Source organism: uncultured Lamprocystis sp., from assembly GCF_903933125.1.
In the GTDB taxonomy this organism is placed as follows: Bacteria; Pseudomonadota; Gammaproteobacteria; order Chromatiales; family Chromatiaceae; genus Thiodictyon.
In genome coordinates, this window is record NZ_CAIZIZ010000297.1 from 1 (window position 1) to 20550 (window position 20550).

Genomic DNA, 20550 nt, shown 5'->3' on the forward strand with positions numbered 1-20550 from the left:
CGACAGACGATACCTCCACTGTGGTTCCTTCCTATACTGCTTTAGATAATCAGTATCGAAAAAAGTTGCAATAAAACACTAATTTTATGGTTTTCCTGAGAGTAAGATGTGCGTACAAATATTTTAGTTGAAGTACTTACTTGGATTCCGTTCCACTTTATCTGTGATGACGAGACGCTGATCTGCACCCGTAATAATGACGTAGCCAGGGGAATGGTTGAATTGGCAATCGCCGATGCAAAGCGTCATCCTGATTATGCTTTGTATCGCTTGGGTGCGGCCCTTCACTCATTTGCTGATACTTGGGCGCATCATGGGTTTTCAGGAATAGCGCATGAGATGAATTCCGTGTGGCTTAGTTTTGACCAAGCAAGCCCGGGAGATGCCGTCACGTCACATAGTCTCTGGGATGCTGGGGTGGAGAAGTCACACTATACCTGGATTGGCCACACCTGTCTGTTGTCTTATCCAGACTATCCGTGGAATGATTTGCACTATTGGCTGCGTGTTTATAACGATGACGGCAGCTCGACGGATCATAAAATACACAGAGGCAAGAATTACGAATCGTTTATGGGTGCCGCGCTGGAGTGTTACAGATATCTCTTGGCGTACCGGGGTGCAAGTGAATCTAATCATGCCTTTTCTAAAGACCAACATGACGCTCTGCTGAAAACGCTGATGTTCAAGACTAAAACCGACGAGAATTCTTACGACGAGGCTCTCAATCATTTCTATGATGAAATGAATAAGGGTGTTTTTGGCCCGGAGTTAGCGAAAGGGCCAAATGGGGTGGAGAACTTCGTTCGTTATGATGAGGGAAAAAAATATTTTCACCAGATAGGGTATGCCAAGAAAAAGTCGGGAGCCGGTGAAGAGGGCGAAGAAAATAATACTGATGAAATAACATCCGAAAAGGCCGGTGCGAGTGTCGGTCAAGCCCTGGTCCAATACTGGACCTTCAATATTAAGTGGGGTGAAGGGTTCTATGATGGCGACTTTTACAAGTTCTGCGAGGCCACAAAACAACAAAGAGATGATGTGGCAAGATTGCTGAGGGATCGGGGCATCTATTGTTGCGGAACCTATGGCGGTCCCCATTCCGGCGGTGCCTAAGGCGCTGCGGCCAGGCGCGGTGAAGCTCCAAAGTTCCTGAATGCTGAAAGGTTCTATTCGCGCTTGGCATTGACCAGTGACTCCAACTCGGCTACCACGCGCTCCAGTTCGTCGATCAGTGCCGCCGGTGCCTGGCCGGCCGTGCGGAAGGCGTCCGCGAGACTGCGGTAGTACCAAAGGTGCGCGGCCGGTTCCTTGCGGCTGAAGCGCTCCCACAGGGCGTCGCCGAGACTGCGGTAATCCAGCAGCATAGCGCGGGCATTGTGCAGCTTGTCGGCGATACTGACGCGGTGGTATGCCGGGTCCGGTGTCGCGCGCACATGGCGGATGTAGGACTCCTTGCGTTCGCGCCAGGGCGGCTTGGGAACGCTCTCGGCATCGGTGCAGGCGTTGACTATCCGGAGCACGGTTGCCCCATAGCGTTCATGGATGGCGCCGCGGAGCGCCGCGGCCCCGCCCTGATGTTCCGCCTGATCCTCGATGGCGTCGTGCAGCAGGGCGGCGATGGCCTCGTCCTCACTGCCGCCGTGCTCCAGCACCAGACTGGAAACGGCCAGCAGATGCGAGATGTACGGGGCCTGGGCGCCCTTGCGCACCTGACGATTATGCAGTTGCCCGGCATAGCGCAGGGCATCGAAGAAGCGCTCGGAGAGCAGTGCGTCCGGTTCGATCATGGGGTCGGAAATCTCCAGGTTACCGAGCTGGTCTGTACCAGTTCGCGGCCCGGTTCCCCGGGCTTCTTGCCGTACCGGATCATTTGGATCAGGTCCGAACTGACCTGCGGGTTGGTGGTGAAATAGGAATGGCCGAAGAAGTCGGTGCGGTCGCCCTGATAGGTGATCAGGTCAAGCTTGCCGAGCGTCGCGAAATAGGTCCGGGTCTTGGGCGGGAGGTCCTCGGGGCGCAATTGGCCCATCCGGTTGCGGCTGCGGAACAGGAACTTGGAAACCCGCAACGCCCGATCTTCCGGTGAGGCATAAATCGTCATCCGGCCCTTCAGCATCCGCGGCAGCCGGCCCTCGGGCCAGACGGTGACCAGATCCGGGTCCGAGAGGAATCCGGTGATCTGCTGGCCGGCGATGTCCACGTCGATGTCCGGCGACATCAGGACCAGGTTGTCGATCCGGTAGGCGACCATGGGTTCCTGGCCGGCGGAGATTGCTTCCAGGCCGAGTTCGCGCACCGCGCGCAGCATGACGGCGGTGCCGCGGCTGTGTGCCAGCAGTTGCAGCCCTTCGACGCCCGGTACCCTGGCCAGCAGGCGGATGGTCTTTTTCAGATGCTCCACCGCGTAGTCCGCGGACTCGGTGGTCGTGGTGTAGGAGGTCAGGAAATTGCCGGTGGATGAGGCCGGCCAGGTGAAGAAGGTGCAGACGTCTTCCCGGCCCAGGAAGTGACAGAGTTCCGCGGTGGTATAGGCCGCGCTGGCGAAGGTCTCGTTGAAGCCATGAACATAGAGCAGGATCTTTTTCGACGATGAGGTCTTCAGCCGACGCTCGATTTCCTGGGAGAGTGTCTGCTTGGCCTCCTGGTGGCGCGCCATTTCCGCACGGTCACGCTCGATCAGGCCATTGGGCAACTGGTGTAACTGGTAGGGCTCGTCGGGAAAGTGCCCCGACTCCTTGGTCGTTCCCAGTTCCAGGCCGATCGCCCGGGTGCGTTGACCACGCTGGCTTTGCTCAAGCAGCGCGTTCCAGGTAATGGCGGGGGTCAGACGCACCTGGGTGGTGCCGAAGGTGATGCGCCTGGCGCGGGTCTGGCCGTAAGGCAGGGTGCTTTCCGGGTCGGTCTCGGGGCCGCGGTCGGTGATGTAGATGAGATCCAGGTTCGGGTTGAGTTGCTGGTCGGCCGCTTGGGCGAAAATCTGGAGCCCTCCAGGCTGCTGATACACGATGGGGGTGGGCATCAACTGCCGCAGCGGGGTGGCACAACCTGCCAGCAGCAGGACGGCCGTCAGGATGGACAGGACCTTGGAGCGCGCACGGGGCATGAGGGTTGACCAACTGAAGCTCGGTTGAACACCCGGTAAGGATAGCCGTGTTTGGTTACGAACCGTACCCCTTGAAGTCGGGCCGCCCGTCCGCAATTTGCGGATATCCACATGTTTCATCAGAGATCTGCACCATGCGCATGGACAAACTGACGGCCAAGTTCCAAATGGCCCTGGCTGACGCTCAGAGTCTGGCCTTGGGGCGCGATCATCAGTTCATCGAGCCCATTCATCTCATGACCGCCCTGCTGGATCAGCAGGGCGGGACTGTCCGTCACCTGTTGACCCAGGCGGATGTGAACGTGAACCGGCTGCGCTCCGCCCTGGGCGAGGCGCTGGAGCGGCTGCCGTCCGTGCAGGGTGCGGCGGCAGGTGACGTGCATGTCAGCAATGACCTGACCCGGCTGTTGAATCATACCGACAAGCTGGCCCAGCAGCGCGGCGATCAGTACATCTCTTCCGAACTCTTCGTCCTGGCGGCACTGGAAGACAAGGGTGTGCTGGGCTCCGCCTTGCGGGACGCGGGTGCCAGCAAGGGAGCCATCGAGGGGGCGATCACGTCGGTGCGGGGCGGTCAGGCCGTCGATGACCCGAATGCGGAGGAGAGCCGACAGGCGCTGGAGAAGTACTCCATCGATCTCACCGAACGGGCGGAGCAGGGCAAGCTGGACCCGGTGATCGGTCGCGATGATGAGATCCGCCGCACCATTCAGGTCCTGGGTCGGCGGACCAAGAACAACCCGGTGCTGATCGGCGAGCCGGGGGTGGGCAAGACCGCCATCGTCGAGGGGTTGGCCCAGCGGATCATCAATGGTGAGGTGCCGGAAGGGCTCAAGTCCAAACGGCTGCTCTCGCTCGATATGGCCGCCCTGATCGCCGGGGCCAAGTTCCGCGGAGAATTCGAGGAGCGGCTCAAGGCCGTGCTCAATGATGTGGCCCGTCAGGAGGGCAACATCATTCTCTTCATCGACGAACTGCATACCATGGTCGGCGCCGGCAAGGCCGAGGGCGCCATGGACGCCGGCAACATGCTGAAACCGGCCCTGGCCCGCGGCGAACTGCATTGTATCGGCGCGACCACTCTGGACGAGTACCGTAAGTACATCGAGAAAGACGCCGCACTGGAGCGGCGTTTCCAGAAGGTGCTGGTGGACGAGCCGAATGTCGAGGACACCATCGCCATCCTGCGCGGACTCAAAGAGCGCTATGAGGTCCACCACGCGGTGGAGATCACCGACCCGGCCATCGTGGCCGCGGCGACCCTGTCGCATCGCTATATCACCGACCGTCAGTTGCCGGACAAGGCGATCGATCTGATCGACGAGGCGGCCTCGCAGATCCGCATGGAGATCGATTCGATGCCGGAGGAGATGGACCGGCTCGATCGGCGCGTGATCCAGCTCAAGATCGAGCGGGAGGCGCTCAAGAAAGAGTCGGATGACGCGTCCAAGAAGCGCCTGGCCGACCTGGAAGGCCAGATCGAACGGCTGGAGCGCGAGTTCACCGACTTGAACGAGGTCTGGAAGTCCGAGAAGGCGGCAGTGCAGGGTGTGGCACACATCAAGAAGGCATTGGAGGAGGCTCGGACTGATCTAGAGAACGCAAAACGTGGAAATGATTTGACCAGGGCTGGCGAACTCCAGAACTGGCGCATCCCACAGTTGGAGAAGCAGTTGGCCGCCATGGCCGCGGCGGAGCAGGGCGAGACCCGGCTGCTGCGCAATAAGGTCACCGAGGAAGAGGTGGCCGACATCGTCTCCAAGTGGACCGGCATCCCGGTGTCCAAGATGCTGGAGGGTGAGCGGGACAAGCTATTGCGCATGGAGACCGCACTGGGCCAGCGGGTGGTCGGTCAGGACGAGGCGGTGCGGGCGGTGAGCGACGCCATCCGCCGCTCGCGTGCCGGGCTGTCGGACCCCAATCGGCCGATCGGTTCCTTCCTGTTTCTGGGCCCGACCGGCGTCGGCAAGACCGAGCTGTGCAAGGCGTTGGCCGCCTTCCTCTTCGATACCGAGGACGCGATGGTGCGCATCGACATGTCCGAGTTCATGGAGAAGCACTCGGTGGCGCGCCTGATCGGCGCGCCCCCCGGCTATGTCGGCTATGAGGAAGGCGGCCATCTGACCGAGCTGATCCGCCGTCGGCCCTATAGCGTCATCCTGCTCGATGAGGTGGAGAAGGCCCATCCGGATGTCTTCAACGTCCTGTTGCAGGTGCTGGACGACGGGCGCCTGACCGATGGTCAGGGCCGTACCGTCGACTTCCGCAACGCGGTGATCGCGATGACCAGCAACCTGGGCTCGGATGTGATCCAGCAGCGGGCGGGGGAGGCCAACTATGCCGAGATGAAAGAGGCCGTGATGGAGCACGTGCGCATGGCCTTCCGGCCCGAGTTCATCAACCGGCTCGATGACATCGTGGTCTTCCATCCCTTGAGTGCCGTCCAGATCCGCGCCATCGCCCGCATCCAGATCCAATTCCTGCGCAAGCGGCTGGCCGATCGGGACATGACCCTGGAACTCAGCGACGCCGCCCTGGACCATCTGGGCGATGCGGGATTCGATCCGGTCTATGGCGCCAGACCCTTGAAGCGGGCGATCCGCGCCCAGTTGGAAAACCCGCTGGCCCAGGAGATCCTGTCCGGCAAGTTTGGTCCGGGGGACCGGATCGAGGTGGACTTCGCGGATGGCGGCTTGCGCTTCGAGCGGGTGCTGCAAGGGGAAGTGGTCGGCTGACCGCGACAACGAGGCACAGATCGGCCTTGGTCAAGATTTCGGCCACTTGGGCTCGCGGGGTGCGTAGTCAGGCCATCCTGGCCTGACACCATCAGGGCTGGAAGCCCTGACTACGCACGCCGGTGGCTGGGATTACGATCAAGGTCCACAGATCATCACTGCGACCCCTGTTCCTGAGAGCGCTGACCTTCCGGCAATCGCCTTAGCGCTTGTCCACCCGCCCGGAAGGATGATCAACCCCGTCGATCCGCCGCAATGACTTGCGAAACAGGTGCGGCAGCAACAGGTGCGGCGGCATCCGCAGCCAGTGGGAGCGGACGTACAGAAGCCAGTTGGCCAGGCCGGCGAACGCGGACCGGCCTTCCTGTGGCGGGAGCGCAAGGCTCACCAAGGCGCGCATCAGTGTGCTGACCGGTCTGGCTGGAGCGAAGCGCCGGCCGACCTCGGTCAGGACGGCTTCCGGGATCGGGGTGTTCAGGAGCGCGTGCGCGAACAGGAGCCCGTAATACAGCGGGCGGCCCAGGTCCAGGCGCGCGGCACGTTCCGGCAGCGTCTCCCAGAACGCCGGTTGCGCTGAGAAGTGGCGCAAGAGTTCATCGATGTCCCACAGGTCATTGAGTCCACCCCGGACTGCGCCGTCATGGAATACATGGGTGGCGGTATGCAGCAGCATGTCCACCGGACTGAGGATCCGCACTCCAGGCATCCCCGCGACCGGGATTGAGGACTCCCACAGGAGGTCAGGGTTTGGCCGCAAGCGGCTGGTCAGGGGCAGGAGCCGATGATGGAGATCGACCTCGACGTCGCGCTGCGGGTGCCGCAGCGGCGGGATCTCATGCATCCAGTCACGGTAATAGCGTTGGTCGTAATCATCGAGGGTTTGCGCTTCCCATCCGCCGGCCAGCAGGTCGCGCTCGCAGGCGTCGATCCGCGTGCGCGGCACCAGGATGTCGAGGTCGCGCAGTTGCCGCCCGCGCGTCAGCGGTAACCCGGTGCAGCAGTAAGCGGCACCCTTGAGCAGGATCAGGTCGCCGTCGCCGGCGGGGAGCGCGCGGCGGACTTGCGAGACTTCGTGCGCGACCCGGCACTGGAGGAAGGCTGGGTAGGCGCGCGCCGCGAGCAGTTGGTCGCGGGCCACCGCCGGGCAGTGGTCCAATGCGCCGGCATCCTCGATGCGATAACCGAGTCGCGCCAGCACCCGCTCAGTGCGTGCCGCACGCAGGCAGCGGTTCCAGTCGTCCGCCGAGAAGTGCGCAACGGCTGACGGCTCGCGAGCGCTGCGCAGGAGCGTGTGCAGTTTAGCAGGGTTCATCCGCGGTGATCTCCTCGATCAGAGCGATGGCCGCGGCGAGATTGCCATAGTCCATGCTGAAGCACGTGCACTCACGTACCAGCCGGACCAGGGTCATGAACCCGCCCTCGCCGAGCAGGCGATAGTTGAAGGCGTTCTGCGCCAGGCGAGCGAAACCGAGGCTCTTGTCCAGGCGCTTGAGTTGCGGTCGTCTCAAGCCGGGTACAAACCGCGGGAAGGCAATCCAGCGCGGCTGTGCCGGTTCGGTCTGACGTGCCAGGCTCGGGAGCGGTGGTCGCAGGTGAGCCACATCGCCCTTTCTGGTCTTGGGGAAGACCGGCCCGAGGAAGGCGTCCGGCAAGAACTCGCGAATCACCGGTATCGACCGGTTTTTCAGTGGGATGGCGCGGGGCAGCGGGAGGATGTCGCCGCCGGTCGGTCGGATCAGCCCAAACTCGTCGGAGAGCAGGCGCCAGCCGCGGTAGGCGAGGGCGGCGCTGAGCGTACTCTTGCCCGCGCCGGGCATGGCGGGCAGCAGCAAAGCCTGACCATTGCGCTCCAGTGCACCCGCATGCAGCATCAGATACCGGTGGGCACGGGTGGCAATGCTCCAGTTCAGACCCCATTCGAGCAACGGAAATGCGTGTTCGCGGGGAAAGGGCTCGAATGGGTGCAGAGCGTCTAATGCGAAGACGGCCTGGGCACGCCACCAGCGCCGGATTCCTGATGCGCTGTTGATCTCGACCTGAAAATGCGCGACGGCGGGGCCGCGGCTGGCCCAGCAGGGGCCGTAGAATTGCTCCAACAGGTCGAGCGTGTCGGCGAGTCGGGTCCGCAACGCGATGATGAAGGGTCCGGAGCGGTAAACCAGACCGTTGTCGGCAAGTCCGCGCCGATCCGGTGCTTGCAGCAGCTCCGACAGAGTCACCCCGGTAACCGGTCGACGAGTTCGAGGCGGACCAGTTCGTCGAGCATGGACCGGATGCGCTCGGTCCATTCCGGGGTGACGGGTTGCGCACAGGAGCGCGCCATGCGGGCGGTGATGGTCTCGAGGTCGGTCGGCTCCGGGGGCAGCATTCCGAGCAACTCGGCCGGAAGGATGCTCAGCAGGTGGGTCTCGCCGGTGCGGCGGCAGTACACACTGCTCTCGGCTTCCCAGGTTGCCACCACGAGCGTGTCGGCTGGGCTTAGGTACCGATCGCCGCCGCCTGGCGCCGGCCCATCCATCAAGCCCCCGACCGGATCAGGCTCACTGCTGAAGCGCGGCACAGACCCCCCCGCCGAGCAGGCCCGGGTTGACCGAGCACAGGCAACTGGCGGCGATGCCCATGTTGTCCGCGTTCTGCTGAGTCACCGGATAGATGCATTGTGGCGGGATCGGGGGACTTCCGCAATTGTCCATTGATGTCGGGTTGTTGATCGGATCGCCAGTGTCGCTAAAGGGCTTGAATACACGTAACAGCAGAACGTCGTCCTCGCTGTCCTTGGTGTATCCGGCAGTGTCGAACACCGTGCCATCGCTCTTGTAATAAGTGCCGGAATCGGGCGCGATGGAGTAGACCGTCTCTGTCGTGGCCGGTGGCGCGTCGAGGTGGAAGACTGCCATGGTGCCGTGCTGACGCACGAAAGTATCGAGCGGCGGGGTGGCTTCCGGGATGACGTTGTTCAGAGGACTGGCGTTGCGTGACGCCACGATGCACTGAGCGGTACTGGCGGTCGCCGCCGCGGCCCCGTTCGGCAGTGTCGCGATGAGCGGGGCCGTTGCCGTTGCCGCCGCGGCCTGGAGCAAGCGCCGTCGGCCCTGAAGCATCGTCTCGCGATCCGGGTTTGGTTCCAAGGGCTGATGGATCATGGTAACTCCTGAAGGCCGTGATCAAGTGAGCGCATGCGACTTTCATACCATCGAGCAACCTACTTGATCTGTAGTGTGCCGGACTCCTGTTTCGCCGATGCGGACGACCCCGGTGTAAAAAAACCTGACATTCGACGACCGAATTTCCTTGCGTATTCGCCAAGTATAGCGGCAGGGTCAAACCAGGATAGTGCTCCTTGGCGGATAGGGCGGATTCCCTGAGAGCCAGGGCGGTAGGCCACGCGTCAGGCCAGACCCCGAACCCGACGCCAGGCCTGGATCGCCTCGCGGTCACTGGCCTGATCGGCGGCATAGCGTCGATCGAGTTCGGCGCGCCGCTCGCCCGGCGCATCCCGCAGCAGCGTGGCGACACTCAAGACTGGTCCGTTTCCCGGCAGCGCGCCCGCGGTGACCGCGGCGATGTAGACACTCCGGTCGCCGATATCCAGGGTTTCCTCCACTCGGCAGTCGAGCCAGGCGACACAGTCGGCGTAGAGTGGGTTGCCGTCCGGCGTGGTTCCTGCGGGCACGTCGGCGAATTTGTCCTGCTGATGACCGCTCTGGAGTCCGAAACGCCAGACCGCATCCAGGCCGCTGATCGGCAACAGGTGCAGGGCGAAGCGCCCGCTGCCCGCGATCACCCCCCAGGTGTGATGGTGGCGGGCGATGGCGATCAACATCCGCGGTTGCTCGGCGACGATCGACGCACGGACTGCCGACGTGGCGATTAGGCCGCCACGGCGTCCGTGGTGGGCGGCGGTCACCAGCCACAGGGGTGGATCATAGAGGTGAAAGACGGCGGCAATCGCGTCCTGGTTCATGGTTTTGCAATCAGTCACGGCCGGCGGGTTGGTCGCGGGCAGGGTTCGGTGATGACGGCGGCGCCGGGGCCAGACGCGGGTCGGCGACCGTGGCTTCGGGGGTGATCTCAAGATATCCGTCCCCGGCGTCCTCCAGATACATGGAGCCGAACACCGCGTTGCCGGCGTGATCGGCGCGATCTCCGGGCAGTGTGCCGGGGCGGGCGGGCGCCGGGCCGTCACCTTGGTTCGATGACCAGGCGCCGACGTCCGGCGCGCTGGTCTCAACGCGCGCTGGTGCGCCGTACGCATCGCGGAGTTGGTCCGCCGGGAGGGCCTCCGGTGAGCTCGCGGCCTCGATCCTGTTGCCGATGGCGTCCGCATAAACCCCGTCACCGAGTGGGTGGTAGCTGGCGCCGTAAGGGTCCATGAAGCTGCCGTCGGGTTGCGGGTAATAGTAGTTGCCGTCGCGATCGACCAGGCTGCCGTCGCCGTAGCCGGAATCGCGCAGCGTCGTTGCCGCGGTGCCCGTCCAGATCAGCAGCAGCGTACAACCCAGACCGCCGAAGGGCAGTCGCCGAGGGTGGGTGGACCGTACGCGCCTGGGTATCATCCCGGTGCCTTTGCCGACGACGCCGGCTGGTATCCGGGTGCGACAACCGGATCGGTACCGCCGGCATTGCCGGCCGGCGACGTCGGGTAGGTGGGGCGAACGCCCTGGTCCAGTCGTGCTTTGAGCCGAAACAGACAGTAACCCTCCCCCAAATCCCGCAACTCGCCCAGTTCAAGACGGATATCCCCGCCGCCGCCGATCAGCAATACCGTGGAACCTTCCCAAAACTGGGCCTGGTCGGGGAGTAGCAGACCCCAGCCCGCATCGTCCCCGTAGGTCAACAGGACCCGGATGGATGCGGCGGCGGGGGTGGCGATGCTCGGTGCCGTGGTTCCCTCAAATGGCCGGATCACGGCCGGACGGGCGTAATCGGCAATGACGGCCACGTCCACCTGAACGATGCCCATATCCGGCCGCTGGATGCGGGTGACCTTGCCCAGGCGGGGGCGGCGGATGCCGGCCTCGCCGACCCCATAGGCGAGGAAGGAGCCGATCGTCAGGCGATGCGTAAAGCGTGTTTCCTGGGTGTGGAGACGCAGATAGTCAGGCGCCTCCTGGACGATATACCAGAGGCTGGCCGAGGTTGCCGTGTGGTCTTCGCCAATGGCGGCGGAGCGTTGCGCGAACATGTCGGAGAGTTCACGGCTGGCGGCGAGCCGCCCGGTCGATTCAAAGATCGCCAGGAGGTGGTCGTAGACATCGGGAAAGCTCGTGTGGATGCGCAGGTCCCGCTCCTCGGGGCGGATGCCGGGCGCGGTCCAGGCGAGTGCATGACGCTCGGCAATGCCCATCAGCAGATAGCCCGCGGTCAATAACTGCGCCGGATGCAGGGGCGCGAAGCGACGGGGCAGGCCGCGCGGGTTGCGGGTGGCGCGGGCCTGGCGCAACTGGTCAAAATCGGCTCTGGCCTGCAGCGCGAGGTTCGCGTAATCGATCAGGATGGCCGGTCCCAGGTTCTCCGGCACCGGCTCCCGCGCCGGCTCCCGGTCGGCATAACAAGCGGTCAGTGTCTGGAATTCGCCGCAGGGAGAGCCATCGGACGGGAGGAATCGCACGCCGTCCCGAACGAGACGGCAATAGTCCAGGGCGAACGCAAACAGTGCCTCCGGCCACGCCAGCCAGCCGATGATCTCCGGAATCTGGAGTGCGGCGTAGAGATCCTGGATGCTGCGCGACTGGCGTCCGGCGAGCGAACCGACCAGCGCACCGACGGTGTCCTGAGGAATCTCGACCAGTTCGTAATCGAGCATCACCCGATAGACCGTATTGGCGGTGCGCCACAGGTCACCGTCCAGGCGTTGGTAGCGCAGGGCGCTCACGTGCTGGATCATCCCGATCACCTCGAGCAGGCGATGCGCGCACTGATGGACGCGGCGCCGTGCCCGCACATACCAGAAGCGGCCTTTGCCGTAATCGGTTTGGAAGACCAGTTCGTAGGCCGTGAGCAGCGCTCGCAGGGCCGCGGAAATCGCGGTCAGGGCTTCCTGATGCCCCGAATCTTCGGGTACGCCGCCGCGGCGCGCGAGTTGTTCGGTGACCAGGCCGCGGCCGGTTCTGGCGACTGCCGCCAAGCCGATCTCGGCTAGCGCGAATCGTGTATCAATTGAGACCCGACTGCGATTGACCAGCCGGGCATGGTCCGTAATCGTCGCCAGGAGTACCCAGGGATTCTCATGCGCGGCGCTGTAGAGCGCTCTGACACGTTGTGGGTCCACCTCTGGACGATGACGTGATCCTCGGGGCAGCAGGCAATCGAAGCGTAAGTCCAGGGTGCGTGCGGGCAGGCCGGTCCCCAGGAACCGGGTCCAGGGGCGTTGCCCTTGCGGATGAAGTGCGTCGTCGAGATTCATAGGCTGAATTATGCGCGTCCGGTGGCTTCCCGATAAGCGGCGGAACGCCGGTCGCCGCCGCGTGGGCGCGGCGACGCGCGGCGGCTCACCCGTTCTTCGACCTGGGTACAGAATGCGGGATCACCCAGCACCCACGCCTTGTTGGTGGTGTCGCGGATGCGCGTCAACAGGGCCTCATCCAGCGGCTTTCCGAAGCCTTTCAGATACGCTGTCTGGCGGGTCTTCGGGCTGCGGCCCAGTCGCTCGAAAGCGGCGTGGGGGGTGATCAGGGGGTCCTCCGCACCCGTCGCGTTGGCCGCGAAGCTCGACCAGGCATAATCGGCCGGCGCCGCGACCAGCCCGGCACGAACCGGGTTGGATTCCACGTACTGACTGATTGGCACCAGGAAGGCGGCGGGGTCGAACAGGGTCGCGCGGTAGCGGCCTTCCCACAGGGTGCCGGTGCGGTCGTAGCGATTGTTGAAGTACTGGACATAATAGCGTCCGATGTACTGCATTAGCTTACCGATGCCGTCCTGGCTGAAGGGCGTGAGCACCAGATGCAAATGATTCGGCATCAGCACGTAGGCGTGAATTTTGCAGTCAAATTTCTCGGCGGCTGCACCGATCTTCTCCCACAAGAACCAGTAATCCTCTTCCTTGAAAAGAATTTGCTGGCGATTGTTGCCGCGCTGGATCACATGCTGCGGGACACCGGGCAAAACAAAGCGGGGTAGGCGTGCCATGCGTGGGGTCGGATACGGTTGATTGGCTTGATGTGAAGTATAGACGACCCCAAGCCTCTGTGAACGGCCAGATGGATTGCGACATTATGAGAAGTTCCAGGATGAGGTGCGAAGATGCGGGTTGGCATTTGGTTTCATAGGGTTGCGGGGACGTTAGGGGGCTGGGGTGAGGAGGGGCCGCGACACATGGATCTCGCTATTCCGGGCTGGGCGGCGGCGGGACCGGCTCCAGTGCGCCACTTGGTTTGAGATGGGTTATTTCGTGAAACCGTCGAAAAACGTCGCTGCAATAGACTGTTACGGGGCATCTCGCGCTCTTACGCGTCGCAATCCATTTGGCGCCTTAGTTTGAAGATCTTTGAAGATCTTTGAAGATGCCGTTCATACACGAGATAGCCCCGAAAGTATGACTCGGACCGCGGTTTGTTGTTCTCGGGGGAGGCCCCGCCATAAGTTCAACACCTCGGCCGCCGGGTCCATGCCTGGAGGTTGGTCAGATCCTCTCTGGCCACACAGCACGTACAAAACATCCATGCCGATGCGCCGGAGGCCCGCGAGATATTCGGCGTCCGGCGTCCGCTCCCCCTTCTCATAGTGCACCTGCGCCCGGGGTTGCACACCCCCCGCCTCGCAGACTTCGGCCTGTGTCAGGCCGAGCCGGTTCCGTTCTTCGCGCAACCGTGCAGCAAAATCTAACAACGACCATCTGTCCATTCGTGCGTGTTTACTCTTGACATATGCTCAACCATGCACAAAACTGTGTCTATTCGGACATAAGAGAGATTCTACATGGATAACAACCAGATTCGGGCGCGCCTTCTGAAGAAGGGACTAACCGTCGCCGCCTGGGCGCGCAGGCGGGGCCATGATGAGGAACTGGCGCGGCGGGTGATTTACCGGTGGGCCGGCAGGACTGGCACCCCCCGGGGTGTATTGACGTGTCGGATTCTGGATGACTTGAGTTGCGATCTGAAAATCCAGATCCAGCTGGCCAAGAACGAGGTTGCCGCAATATGAACGTCTGGTACGTTGCGCGAGAACTGGCCGGGCTGCCCGGGTTGCCAGGCACCGTGCGCGGCGTGTTGGATGTCGCCCAACGCCGCGGCTGGCAATCCCGTCAACGTGTCGGGCGCGGCGGTGGCTGCGAGTTCCATCTTGACTCCTTCCCCCCCGACACCCAAGCCTATCTGCGCGAGCAGGCCGGCGAGCCAGCCGCGCCGCCCCCCGAATCCCTGCCTGCCACGATTCCTAACCCGGCAGGCGTGCCGACGTTGTTCGCCGCTGTCCAGTCGACCGAGAACCTACCGGACCTGTTGTCCCCCGCGGTGGTGGCCGACCACCAGGCGGTGCGGGAACGCTACGAGCGCACCGAGGACGAGCGGCGCAAGCTGAAGGCCGAAGGCTCGGCCAAGTTCTCCGGCTTGCGCCCCGACAGCGACAAGCGCCAGCGGGCCAAAGCGCGGCAATGGCTGATCACTGCCGCCAACCAGATCGTGCGTGACGAGCGCCTGACCAAGGCCGCGGGACGGGTGGCGCTGTGTGCGCGGGTGAACGGCGGGGAGCTGGCGCTGCCCGCCCATGTCGCGCCATGGCTACCACAGCGGGCCGGGGTGCAGCAGATCACCGAGCCGACCCTGCACCGCTGGATACTCGCCTATGAGGCGGGCGGAATCTGGGCGCTGACCGATGGGTACGGGACCCGGGATGGGCACACCAAGATCGCGGGTGACCAAGGTTTGTACCGGGCTGTCCTGGGACGGATGTTGGCCGACCCCCATGCCACCGCGCGCGACATCCACGCCTGGCTGCACACCCGCGAGGGGCTCCAGGTGCCGCCGCTGCGCAGCCTGCAACGCTTCCGCGAGCAGTGGATTGCAGACAATTACGACACCTGGCTGTTCATGTCGGCCCCCGGCAAGTGGAAGAACAAACACCAGGTCGCCTTCGGTTCGCACCACGAGCGGGTCGTACGACTCAATCAGGTGTGGGAGATGGACAGCACTCCGGGCGATTGGCTGCTCACCGACGGAGTCCGGCACCAGGTGCTCGGGTGCATTGACCTCTACAGCCGGCGGTTGGCCTTGCGGGTGTCCCGGACCAGTACCGGGTACGCGGTGGGCCAGTGCTTCCGGCAGGCCACGCTGGCCTGGGGGGTGCCGGAGGTGGTCCGGACCGACAACGGCAAAGACTACATCTCCGACTACTTCTCCAGCGTCCTGACGGACCTGGAAATCACCCAAGAGCTGTGCATCCCGTTCGCCTCCGAGGAGAAAGGGACGGTCGAGCGCGTGCTCAAGACGATGGCCTATGGCCTCTCGAAGCTGCTGCCCGGATTCATCGGGCACAACGTCGCCGAGGCGCAGGTGATCCGGGAAAGGCGGACCTTCGCCCAACGCATCATGACCCCAGGCGAGGTGGTCGCGGTCGCCATGTCCGCCGACGACTTACAACGGGCGCTCAACGAGTGGGTCGAGCACATCTATTCCCAGGATCCGCACAGCGGCGAGGGCATGGAGGGTCTGTGTCCGGTCGCCAAGGCCGCGCGTTGGACCGGGGAGGTCCGCCGCGTCGATCCGCACGCCCTGGCCGCCCTGCTGCTGCCGGTCGCCGGGGTGCGCACCATCGCCACCATCGGCAAGAGTCAGGGCATCGGCAAGAAGGGCATCCGCTGGCAGCACCGCTGGTACATCCACGCGGATCTGGCCGAACACGTCGGCAAGGCGGTGTTCTGCCGCGTCGACGAGGCGGATCTGGGGCGGCTGTACGTCTACGTCGACGACGCCTTCCTGTGCATCGCTGAGAACCCGGCGATGACCGGTATCAGCCAGGCCGAGGTCGCCGCGGTGGCCAAGGCCAAGCAGAAGAAGGCGATGACGGCCCACACCAAGGAGTTGCGGCGCATCAAGAAGGAGGTCGGCACCAACGCCGCGCAGGAAGTTTTGCGGGCGCGGGCAGAGGCAAGCGGCAAGCTGATCGAGTTCCCGCGCGCCGGCACCCCCTACAGCACGCCCGCGCTGGAGGCCGGGGCCGCGGCGGTGGCGGCGCAGGCGCCGCGGGTGGCACGCGAAGAAACACCCGAAGAGGCCGCCGGCCGGACGCACCTCGCCGCGCGCATCGCGGCGCGGGCGCAGGCGGCGGCACGGGTGCCGGAGACGGACCAGGAGCGTTACCTGCGCTGGGTGCGGATGGAGGCAGAGATCGCCGCCGGGGTGACCTTTACCCACGACCTGATGGCCTGGTGGACCGATTACCCGAATACGGCCGAAGGCAAGGTGCAGAAGAAAATGGCGCAGGTGTATCCGAAGCTCTACGCGGTGGGCGCCCATCCGGGCGTTTCGTGAACCAAAAAAAGGCCGGCAAGGGCCGGCCAAAACATCATTTAGAAGTCAGATTATGACACAGTTTAACAAGCCGGTCGGCTCCGGACGCACGATTGCCCCGCTGACCAACGTCAACCTGACCGCCACCGCCCTGGTGGACACCCAGGTGCGCGAGGAGAGTCTGCCGGGGTTGGTGTGCCTCTACGGGCGCGCCGGCTACGGCAAGTCCAGCGCCGCCTACTTCCTGACCGGGGAGTACATGGCGTACTACGTGGCGATGAAGTCGGTATGGACGGTCAAGCACTTGCTGACCCAGATCCTGAGCCTGATGGGGCCAGCCCAGCCGGGGCAGACCATCTCCAAACTGATGGACCAGGTGTGCGAGTCGCTGGCTGACTCCCGGCGGCCACTGATCATCGACCAGGCGGACTATCTGGTCGACAAAGGCAAGGCGAACATTTTTATGGACCTCTACGAGGGGTCCATGGCCCCGATTCTGCTCATCGGCGAAGAGGGGCTGTCCAGCACCCTCAAGTCCAGGAACGAAACGGTGCATTCGCGGGTGTTGCACTGGATCGAGGCGCAGCCGGCGAGCGCGAACGATTGCCGGTTGCTCGCCGACCTGTACTGCCCGGAGGTGGTGATCGCCGACGACCTGTTGGACCAGATCAACGCCACCGTGGCCGGTTGCACCCGGCGGGTGGCGGTGAACGTCAACCGCATCCGCAACATCGCCCGGCCGCTCGGGTGGGACCGGGTCGACCTGGCGCGCTGGGGCGAGCGGCAACTGATCAGCGGCGAGCCGCACCGGGCCTGACCTGATGAACCACCCACGTGCATTCGGTGTGGCAGTACCGCACGTCGGGGAACTCCGCCCGCGGGTATGGGCGGCCGTGCGAGCGCTGGCAAAAGCCGGCAGCGTCATCACCGTGCCCGCGATTGTGGGGGAGATGCATGGCTTCCACGATACCTGCGGTATTCGCCGCTACCTGCGCGCCCTGACCGCGGCCGGCATCCTGGCGACCCAGGAGACGCCGGGCCGCGGCGGCGCCTGGTCACTGGTGCACGACTGCGGGGCGATGGCACCGCGGGTGCGCGCTGATGGCAGTGCGGTCCTCCTGGGCTCCGGCCGTGCATCCATGTGGTGGCTGATGCGCGTCATGCACGGCCCCTTTACGGCGCGCGAACTGGCTATCCACGCCAGTTCCACGGTCCATCACGTGCCCGATCGCGAGGCCGAGAACTATGCCGGCAATTTGACCCGCGCCGGTTTCCTGCACCGTCTCAAACCGGGTCAGTGGCGCCTGGTGCAGAGCCGCTGGAATGGGCCGCTGCCACCGCAGATCCAGGCCGGCAAGCGGGTCTTCGACCCCAACACGGGCACGACCTACAGCACCGTCGACGGGCAAGCGATCCCCACGGCTGCGGCACGCCCGGCGGCGCGGCGCACCCGCGCGCCCAGGCGGCCGGCTGCAGACCCAAGTACAACCGAGTCCAGCCCGCAAGAAAGCAGATGAGCGACCCGTCCAACCTCTGGCTAGAGCGCCTGCGCTGGGAGTGCGAACAGACCTCCCAAGCGCGGGTGGTGCGCCAGTTGCGCGCGGCCAGCGGCTGCCGCTTCCCCTCCGGGACCCTCATCTCCCAGGTCCTCAACGGCTGCTATCCCGGCCGCACGGCGCGTCTGCAGCTCTTGGTGGATGGCCTCTACGGTGGCGTGACCGTGTGGTGCCCGGTGCTCGGCGACATCACCACCGACCGCTGCGATGCCAATCAGCACGCCCCCTTTTCGACCGTCAATCCGCTGCGGGTCATGCTCTACCGCGCCTGCCGCAACGGCTGCCCCAACAGCCGTTTAGACAGCGATTAATCGAGGGTTAAAGGCAATGGACAACCGCCTCGACTGAGCACGATTTTGGGCACGCCTAGGGTCGCTCCCGAACGGCCGTCTACCTTCACGGCCTGGCGTGCCCTCTCTAATGAGGGTGTTGGCGCTTAGGCGATAGGGGACGGTGCAGCACGGACGAAGGTCTGGCGCGGTGCTGACGCGGTGACTGGCCGCGGGAGGCGAGTGTGACAGAATTTGGAGTGCACCTGGACGAGGAGTTGACCAACACGACCACGGACTGGGCGTGCTGGCCCGTGAATGCCGCGGTAGCGTCGTCAGCGCAGGGCGTTGCGCCGCCGGCGCCCGCCACTGACGCCGGCGCCGCCGCGGCGGGCGGGGCGCCGGACTGCCCCGATGCCAACCCCTACGGGCGGCTGTGCCGCGCGGCCAATGCGGCCGGGCCAGCGGAGGCGCAGTTGCTGGCGCAGTTGCTGGTGGAGCGGCTCAGTGCCCTGAACGGGGAGCAGACGCAGTGTGAGTCGCTGCTGGTGACGTTAACAGCGTTGGCCGCCGCCCAACGCCAACAGGAGGCGCTGCAGCAGTTGCTCGGTTGCTATCGCGAGCCGATCGCGCAGTTGGTGCTGTGCCTGCGCAGGCGTCAGTGCGCCGACCCGCCGGGCGGCGCCGCGCCGCCGGGGGTGCCGACGCGGCGGCAGCGCGAAGAGCGCGTCATCCGCCACGTGCACGGGGTCGACGCCCTGGTCCAGTCGATGCTGCGGGGGTGGTGCGACGAGCGGGCGGCCGGCCGGCCCGCCGCCCCCCCGGCCGGAGGATCGGAGGTGGACCATGGCTAGCGCACCGTCCCTCACCCTGCGCGCCCTGCGCGACACTCTCACCGGCTACGCCGCCCTGCTCGGCGACGCCACCCCGATCGTCTATGCCCTGGATGGCGAAGGCAACTACGGGCTGCACGCCGGGGCCATCACCGCCGGCTATCTCACCGCGACCACGACGTGCGATCCCCAGAGCGGGCAGATGTTACAACGCCTGCAGCGCCTGGAAGACGTGCAAGCGATCCCGCCTGACACCCCCTGGTGCTGATCCTGTGGCCGGCCGGCCATCCGCTGGCCACCCTCCTGGCCGGGGCACCGGACCCACGGGCGCTCGCGCAGCGGGTGGTGGAGGCGCGCGACGACGCGGGCGCGCTGTCCACCGCCGGGCCCGATGCCCTGGAGGTGCGGCCATGAGCTTTCACGTGCCCGAAGCCGACCGCATCCGGGTCGGCAAACTGGCCTCGTCGAGCGCGGACGGCAACAACGGCGCTTTCCTGCTGCGCGTGGGCAGGGATGGCCTGTTCGCCATCGCCTCCAGCGAGGGCGGTTGGGAACACGTCAGCGTCAGCCACGTGGACCGCTGCCCGACCTGGGACGAGATGGCCGAAGTCGCCGCGCTGTTCTGGGATCCGGAAGACACGGTGATCCAGTTCCGCCCGCCCGCCAGCGACTACGTGAACTGTCACCCTTATTGCCTGCACTGGTGGCGGCCGACCCATGCGGACCTACCGCGGCCCCCGATGTGGATGGTCGGCCCGCGCGCGGCGGCGGTGGCCCATGGCTAGCCCCCGTCGTCATCGGCGCCACCACTGGCCGGCGCGCCCGCGCGGGCTCAGTGCCCGGCGCTGGCCGCCGCGGCCGGCCGCGGTCCACCCCGACAGCCCGATCTATCGCGACTGTCTGCTCGCCATGGCGGCGGCCGAGCGCGCCAGCCGTGATGGCGCGCAGATCGTCTTGCTTACCGCCCGGCCGAGCGGGCAGATCACCACCTCCTGGAGCCACCCATGAAAGCCGACAAATACGGCACCATCGCCGCACAAATCCGCTACGAAGCCGGCTGGCTGCCGCCGACCGCCGCCGACCAACGCCGGCGCTTGCCCGCGCAGGACCCGACCGCGATTCCCGCGGCGGATGGCTGCGCGAGCTGCGCGCACCTCACCGAACCCGACCTGACCGCCGGGCGCAGCGCGTCTCCAACGTGCGCCCGGATGAGCCAGCTGGTGACCCGCCGCGGCAGTTGGTGCCCCCGCTATGCGCCGATCATGGACCTGCACCCGGCGCTGACGCCCGTCACCGACGCCATGATGAAGGCCATCCAACGCCGCGCCCGCCTGGCCGGAGGTCAGCATGACTGAATCCGCAAGCGCCTACGACCTCAGCAACCTGGCCCGCAACGGCCTGGATGCCGAAATCCAGTCCGGCTATCTGGCGCTGATCGGCCTGCACAGCGCCTGTGCCCGGCATTACCCGCCCAGCGTGCAGCGCGAGTGGCATCAGCGCCGCGCCGCCATCCTGCGCGATGACCTCACCGAGTGGATGGATCTCTACGGGCACGTGGTCGACAGCGGTGTGGGCACGGCGGTGGCGCCATGAGCCGCCC

At 64.9% G+C, this 20550-nt stretch carries 25 protein-coding genes; 14 read left to right on the plus strand and 11 right to left on the minus strand.

Annotated elements, in window-relative coordinates; translation table 11 throughout:
- Window positions 1-108 precede the first annotated feature (108 nt).
- Window positions 109-1116 carry a DUF6765 family protein gene (locus QZY03_RS14455; RefSeq protein WP_295582187.1) on the plus strand — a complete coding sequence of 336 codons (1008 nt, stop codon included), beginning with the start codon at window positions 109-111 and terminating at the stop codon, window positions 1114-1116.
- Between the two features lie 53 nt (window positions 1117-1169).
- On the opposite strand, the gene QZY03_RS14460 is transcribed toward QZY03_RS14455, so the two are convergent.
- Window positions 1170-1790 (minus strand): HD domain-containing protein, encoded by a 621-nt coding sequence (locus QZY03_RS14460; protein WP_295582190.1) that lies wholly within the window; start codon window positions 1788-1790, stop codon window positions 1170-1172.
- Window positions 1787-3106 carry an alpha/beta hydrolase gene (locus QZY03_RS14465; RefSeq protein WP_295582192.1) on the minus strand — a complete coding sequence of 440 codons (1320 nt, stop codon included), beginning with the start codon at window positions 3104-3106 and terminating at the stop codon, window positions 1787-1789. The genes QZY03_RS14460 and QZY03_RS14465 overlap by 4 nt, the downstream gene beginning before the upstream one ends.
- A gap of 134 nt (window positions 3107-3240) precedes the next feature.
- Between QZY03_RS14465 and clpB the strand changes: the two genes are divergently transcribed.
- The gene (gene clpB, locus QZY03_RS14470; protein ID WP_295582193.1) at window positions 3241-5841 is read left to right on the plus strand and encodes an ATP-dependent chaperone ClpB; all 2601 of its coding nucleotides are present in this window, start codon (window positions 3241-3243) and stop codon (window positions 5839-5841) included.
- A 202-nt stretch (window positions 5842-6043) separates the two neighbouring features.
- Here the strand turns inward: clpB and QZY03_RS14475 are convergent, their stop codons facing one another.
- From QZY03_RS14475 to QZY03_RS32110, 9 genes are all read right to left on the minus strand, one after another.
- Complete coding sequence (locus QZY03_RS14475) at window positions 6044-7153, minus strand: nucleotidyltransferase family protein (RefSeq protein ID WP_295582195.1); 1110 nt, start codon at window positions 7151-7153, stop codon at window positions 6044-6046.
- Window positions 7140-8060: an HprK-related kinase A gene (locus QZY03_RS14480; RefSeq protein ID WP_295582197.1), complete on the minus strand. Its 921-nt coding sequence runs from the start codon at window positions 8058-8060 to the stop codon at window positions 7140-7142. The genes QZY03_RS14475 and QZY03_RS14480 overlap by 14 nt, the downstream gene beginning before the upstream one ends.
- Window positions 8057-8299 carry an HPr-rel-A system PqqD family peptide chaperone gene (locus QZY03_RS14485; RefSeq protein WP_295582199.1) on the minus strand — a complete coding sequence of 81 codons (243 nt, stop codon included), beginning with the start codon at window positions 8297-8299 and terminating at the stop codon, window positions 8057-8059. Before QZY03_RS14485 ends, QZY03_RS14480 begins: the two co-directional genes overlap by 4 nt.
- Window positions 8300-8381: 82 nt before the next feature.
- On the minus strand, window positions 8382-8984 hold the full coding sequence (locus tag QZY03_RS14490; RefSeq protein ID WP_295582201.1) for a hypothetical protein: 603 nt from the start codon (window positions 8982-8984) through the stop codon (window positions 8382-8384).
- A 245-nt stretch (window positions 8985-9229) separates the two neighbouring features.
- Entirely contained in the window at window positions 9230-9805 is a 576-nt protein-coding gene (locus QZY03_RS14495) for a flavin reductase family protein (RefSeq protein ID WP_295582203.1), read from the minus strand.
- A 10-nt stretch (window positions 9806-9815) separates the two neighbouring features.
- Complete coding sequence (locus QZY03_RS14500; RefSeq protein WP_295582205.1) at window positions 9816-10397, minus strand: hypothetical protein; 582 nt, start codon at window positions 10395-10397, stop codon at window positions 9816-9818.
- Entirely contained in the window at window positions 10394-12247 is a 1854-nt protein-coding gene (locus QZY03_RS14505; protein ID WP_295582207.1) for a hypothetical protein, read from the minus strand. The genes QZY03_RS14500 and QZY03_RS14505 overlap by 4 nt, the downstream gene beginning before the upstream one ends.
- Before the next feature lie 8 nt (window positions 12248-12255).
- On the minus strand, window positions 12256-12972 hold the full coding sequence (locus tag QZY03_RS14510; RefSeq protein WP_295582209.1) for a transposase: 717 nt from the start codon (window positions 12970-12972) through the stop codon (window positions 12256-12258).
- Window positions 12973-13353: 381 nt separating this feature from the next.
- Window positions 13354-13686: a helix-turn-helix transcriptional regulator gene (locus QZY03_RS32110; RefSeq protein WP_363169570.1), complete on the minus strand. Its 333-nt coding sequence runs from the start codon at window positions 13684-13686 to the stop codon at window positions 13354-13356.
- A 75-nt stretch (window positions 13687-13761) separates the two neighbouring features.
- Here QZY03_RS32110 and QZY03_RS14515 point away from each other — a divergent pair, with 75 nt between their 5' ends.
- From QZY03_RS14515 to QZY03_RS14570, 12 genes are all read left to right on the plus strand, one after another.
- Complete coding sequence (locus tag QZY03_RS14515) at window positions 13762-13989, plus strand: hypothetical protein (protein ID WP_295582210.1); 228 nt, start codon at window positions 13762-13764, stop codon at window positions 13987-13989.
- Window positions 13986-16313, plus strand: coding sequence for a DNA-binding protein (locus QZY03_RS14520; RefSeq protein WP_295582212.1), 2328 nt, complete (start codon window positions 13986-13988; stop codon window positions 16311-16313). Before QZY03_RS14515 ends, QZY03_RS14520 begins: the two co-directional genes overlap by 4 nt.
- A gap of 52 nt (window positions 16314-16365) precedes the next feature.
- Window positions 16366-17109 carry an AAA family ATPase gene (locus QZY03_RS14525; protein WP_295582214.1) on the plus strand — a complete coding sequence of 248 codons (744 nt, stop codon included), beginning with the start codon at window positions 16366-16368 and terminating at the stop codon, window positions 17107-17109.
- Between the two features lie 4 nt (window positions 17110-17113).
- Entirely contained in the window at window positions 17114-17809 is a 696-nt protein-coding gene (locus QZY03_RS14530; RefSeq protein WP_295582215.1) for a hypothetical protein, read from the plus strand.
- Window positions 17806-18159: an XRE family transcriptional regulator gene (locus QZY03_RS14535; RefSeq protein ID WP_295582217.1), complete on the plus strand. Its 354-nt coding sequence runs from the start codon at window positions 17806-17808 to the stop codon at window positions 18157-18159. The genes QZY03_RS14530 and QZY03_RS14535 overlap by 4 nt, the downstream gene beginning before the upstream one ends.
- Window positions 18160-18362: 203 nt before the next feature.
- On the plus strand, window positions 18363-18971 hold the full coding sequence (locus QZY03_RS14540; RefSeq protein WP_295582219.1) for a hypothetical protein: 609 nt from the start codon (window positions 18363-18365) through the stop codon (window positions 18969-18971).
- Complete coding sequence (locus tag QZY03_RS14545) at window positions 18964-19218, plus strand: hypothetical protein (protein ID WP_295582221.1); 255 nt, start codon at window positions 18964-18966, stop codon at window positions 19216-19218. The genes QZY03_RS14540 and QZY03_RS14545 overlap by 8 nt, the downstream gene beginning before the upstream one ends.
- The gene (locus QZY03_RS14550) at window positions 19212-19364 is read left to right on the plus strand and encodes a hypothetical protein (RefSeq protein ID WP_295582222.1); all 153 of its coding nucleotides are present in this window, start codon (window positions 19212-19214) and stop codon (window positions 19362-19364) included. Before QZY03_RS14545 ends, QZY03_RS14550 begins: the two co-directional genes overlap by 7 nt.
- Window positions 19361-19735 carry a hypothetical protein gene (locus QZY03_RS14555; RefSeq protein WP_295582224.1) on the plus strand — a complete coding sequence of 125 codons (375 nt, stop codon included), beginning with the start codon at window positions 19361-19363 and terminating at the stop codon, window positions 19733-19735. The genes QZY03_RS14550 and QZY03_RS14555 overlap by 4 nt, the downstream gene beginning before the upstream one ends.
- Window positions 19728-19958, plus strand: coding sequence for a hypothetical protein (locus QZY03_RS14560; protein WP_295582226.1), 231 nt, complete (start codon window positions 19728-19730; stop codon window positions 19956-19958). Before QZY03_RS14555 ends, QZY03_RS14560 begins: the two co-directional genes overlap by 8 nt.
- The gene (locus QZY03_RS14565; protein WP_295582228.1) at window positions 19955-20305 is read left to right on the plus strand and encodes a hypothetical protein; all 351 of its coding nucleotides are present in this window, start codon (window positions 19955-19957) and stop codon (window positions 20303-20305) included. Before QZY03_RS14560 ends, QZY03_RS14565 begins: the two co-directional genes overlap by 4 nt.
- On the plus strand, window positions 20298-20543 hold the full coding sequence (locus tag QZY03_RS14570; protein WP_295582229.1) for a hypothetical protein: 246 nt from the start codon (window positions 20298-20300) through the stop codon (window positions 20541-20543). The genes QZY03_RS14565 and QZY03_RS14570 overlap by 8 nt, the downstream gene beginning before the upstream one ends.
- Window positions 20544-20550 lie beyond the last annotated feature (7 nt).

Coding starts and splice junctions, on each gene's coding strand:
- QZY03_RS14460 (WP_295582190.1), bottom strand. CDS start 1,790: ATGATCGAACCGGACGCACTGCTCTCCGAGCGCTTCTTCGATGCCCTG.
- QZY03_RS14505 (WP_295582207.1), bottom strand. CDS start 12,247: ATGAATCTCGACGACGCACTTCATCCGCAAGGGCAACGCCCCTGGACC.
- QZY03_RS14570 (WP_295582229.1), top strand. CDS start 20,298: ATGACTGAATCCGCAAGCGCCTACGACCTCAGCAACCTGGCCCGCAAC.
- QZY03_RS14465 (WP_295582192.1), bottom strand. CDS start 3,106: ATGCCCCGTGCGCGCTCCAAGGTCCTGTCCATCCTGACGGCCGTCCTG.
- QZY03_RS14525 (WP_295582214.1), top strand. CDS start 16,366: ATGACACAGTTTAACAAGCCGGTCGGCTCCGGACGCACGATTGCCCCG.
- QZY03_RS14510 (WP_295582209.1), bottom strand. CDS start 12,972: ATGGCACGCCTACCCCGCTTTGTTTTGCCCGGTGTCCCGCAGCATGTG.
- QZY03_RS14475 (WP_295582195.1), bottom strand. CDS start 7,153: ATGAACCCTGCTAAACTGCACACGCTCCTGCGCAGCGCTCGCGAGCCG.
- QZY03_RS14555 (WP_295582224.1), top strand. CDS start 19,361: ATGAGCTTTCACGTGCCCGAAGCCGACCGCATCCGGGTCGGCAAACTG.
- QZY03_RS14535 (WP_295582217.1), top strand. CDS start 17,806: ATGAGCGACCCGTCCAACCTCTGGCTAGAGCGCCTGCGCTGGGAGTGC.
- QZY03_RS14495 (WP_295582203.1), bottom strand. CDS start 9,805: ATGAACCAGGACGCGATTGCCGCCGTCTTTCACCTCTATGATCCACCC.
- QZY03_RS14500 (WP_295582205.1), bottom strand. CDS start 10,397: ATGATACCCAGGCGCGTACGGTCCACCCACCCTCGGCGACTGCCCTTC.
- QZY03_RS14560 (WP_295582226.1), top strand. CDS start 19,728: ATGGCTAGCCCCCGTCGTCATCGGCGCCACCACTGGCCGGCGCGCCCG.
- QZY03_RS14520 (WP_295582212.1), top strand. CDS start 13,986: ATGAACGTCTGGTACGTTGCGCGAGAACTGGCCGGGCTGCCCGGGTTG.
- QZY03_RS32110 (WP_363169570.1), bottom strand. CDS start 13,686: ATGGACAGATGGTCGTTGTTAGATTTTGCTGCACGGTTGCGCGAAGAA.
- QZY03_RS14490 (WP_295582201.1), bottom strand. CDS start 8,984: ATGATCCATCAGCCCTTGGAACCAAACCCGGATCGCGAGACGATGCTT.
- QZY03_RS14530 (WP_295582215.1), top strand. CDS start 17,114: ATGAACCACCCACGTGCATTCGGTGTGGCAGTACCGCACGTCGGGGAA.
- QZY03_RS14515 (WP_295582210.1), top strand. CDS start 13,762: ATGGATAACAACCAGATTCGGGCGCGCCTTCTGAAGAAGGGACTAACC.
- QZY03_RS14545 (WP_295582221.1), top strand. CDS start 18,964: ATGGCTAGCGCACCGTCCCTCACCCTGCGCGCCCTGCGCGACACTCTC.
- QZY03_RS14565 (WP_295582228.1), top strand. CDS start 19,955: ATGAAAGCCGACAAATACGGCACCATCGCCGCACAAATCCGCTACGAA.
- clpB (WP_295582193.1), top strand. CDS start 3,241: ATGCGCATGGACAAACTGACGGCCAAGTTCCAAATGGCCCTGGCTGAC.